This window comes from Oleiphilus sp. HI0117 (assembly GCF_001635235.1).
The window spans coordinates 1-269 of the sequence record NZ_LWGA01000438.1; the positions used below are offsets into that span (position 1 = coordinate 1).

Below are 269 nucleotides of genomic sequence, written 5' to 3' on the forward strand. Positions count from 1 at the left end.
TCCATGGCCCACGGCCTGAAACTCAATATTGTTGCCGAAGGCGTCGAAACCGAGACTCAACTAAGTTACCTAAAGTCTTTGGGCTGCCAGGAGATTCAAGGCTTCTATTTTGGTAGAGCCGTTCCAGGCCGTGACGCACTTGAACAGATTAACAACAATGCGAGCCAGCTTATTGAGATATAAGCTGGCCTTTTTCCTCAGAACATCCATAATAATGCAAAGCCTTATAGTCAAACCTGCCTCTTCTCTTTGAAAGCTCAAACCATGTT

1 protein-coding gene is annotated in these 269 nt (G+C 45.4%); it reads left to right on the plus strand.

The features are described from left to right. Window positions 1-183 (plus strand): EAL domain-containing protein (locus A3757_RS05095; protein WP_156506190.1); only part of this gene is annotated, 183 nt, incomplete at its 5' end. Window positions 184-269 lie beyond the last annotated feature (86 nt).